Here is a 1,232-nt window from a genome sequence, read left to right as displayed (position 1 = left end):
TTTTTGTAACAAGACCAGAATAATCTCGTTCATATGTGCGGGTTAAAATCAAAAAAATTTACACGCTTTATTTTACCCTTTTTGGTTTTCTAAAAACACTCCGTCCAATACTTATATTTTTCACTTCTACAATTTATCTTCTGTAAATACTCCTTTTTTCTCTTTTCAAAAGTTCCTGTAGCAAAGCTCTTTTCCATTTCACTTGAAAAAAGGTTCATTAACTCCTTTCCTAAACTATTATATAAAATTGGTGTTATATCCTTAAATACCTCCTCAATCTTTTGTCTTGTCACATGCCTTTCATAATATTGAACAATGTCCTGATTCCAAAAAAACGCGTCAGAAAACTGTGCATCAAAATCCCATATTTCACTCGTCCAAAATGGCCTTTCTTCATTTATTGCAAGCAAATTATCGCTTTCCTTAAAAAGCAAAACTGAAATATACTTAAAGAATGAATATTTTATCGCTAAAGATCCTCCATAAATTTTATCAAATAACTTTACAATATTATTTCTATCAAATGCAATTGTTGTGTTAAACAAAGAAATGTCACCGAGTATTGTTTTATTTCCCATTTCCATCCGTTTCACTGTCTGTTCAACATAATATTCCATTACATATGGATATTTTTCTCCTACAGAATTTTTAAAATTTTGTTGATTAAAAAAAATCATAGAATTAAACTGACTATAAATATCTTCTGCCATTTTATTCTGATGCATGATTGCCTCTTCAATTATTCTCAAATAAAATGGCAATAAATATTCCATTAATTCCGGCTGAATATCTGATGAAAATCTACAATCATCCGCAAAATTTTGTAGAATTAAGTATTTTTCCGTAAATACCCCATCTATTTTTTCATTTGTAATAAAGCTTTTCAACACATCTTTATCTGTTTCATAAAGATTCATTTTTACCTCTGGCTTCTTAACTTTTATTGACATATTTTCGGCACCTTTGCATCTGTCGATTTTGGAGGTTGCAGTTCTGATACTTTATTAATATTGGGATACTTATTATTAACAACATCTGACATTCCCCTACTTCTTGCCTCATTTAACGCTTTTCTCAAATTATCAAGTTCTGCTCGTATCTGTTCATCATATGTATACCATCCTTTACTTGGCGGTCTCATTTTTCCCAGTATTTGTTCTCTTATTCGATGCACAACTCCATGCGTTCCACCTGTTCATAACCAAGAGGGCAACTTAACTCCTTTACAGAAT

At 30.8% G+C, this 1,232-nt stretch carries 1 protein-coding gene; it reads right to left on the bottom strand.

Annotation, left to right across the window (positions count from 1 at the left end; all coding sequences use genetic code 11):
* Window positions 1-89: 89 nt before the first annotated feature.
* Entirely contained in the window at window positions 90-950 is an 861-nt protein-coding gene (locus tag DXA60_RS18470; protein WP_147345416.1) for a hypothetical protein, read from the bottom strand.
* Window positions 951-1,232: the final 282 nt, after the last annotated feature.

The sequence above is a fragment of the Roseburia sp. OF03-24 genome (genome assembly GCF_003463035.1).
Lineage (GTDB): Bacteria > Bacillota > Clostridia > Lachnospirales > Lachnospiraceae > Roseburia > Roseburia rectibacter.
The sequence above is the reverse complement of the archived record's forward strand: the minus strand, read 5'-3'. Positions and strand labels throughout refer to the sequence as shown.

Coding starts and splice junctions, on each gene's coding strand:
- DXA60_RS18470 (WP_147345416.1), bottom strand. CDS start 950: ATGTCAATAAAAGTTAAGAAGCCAGAGGTAAAAATGAATCTTTATGAA.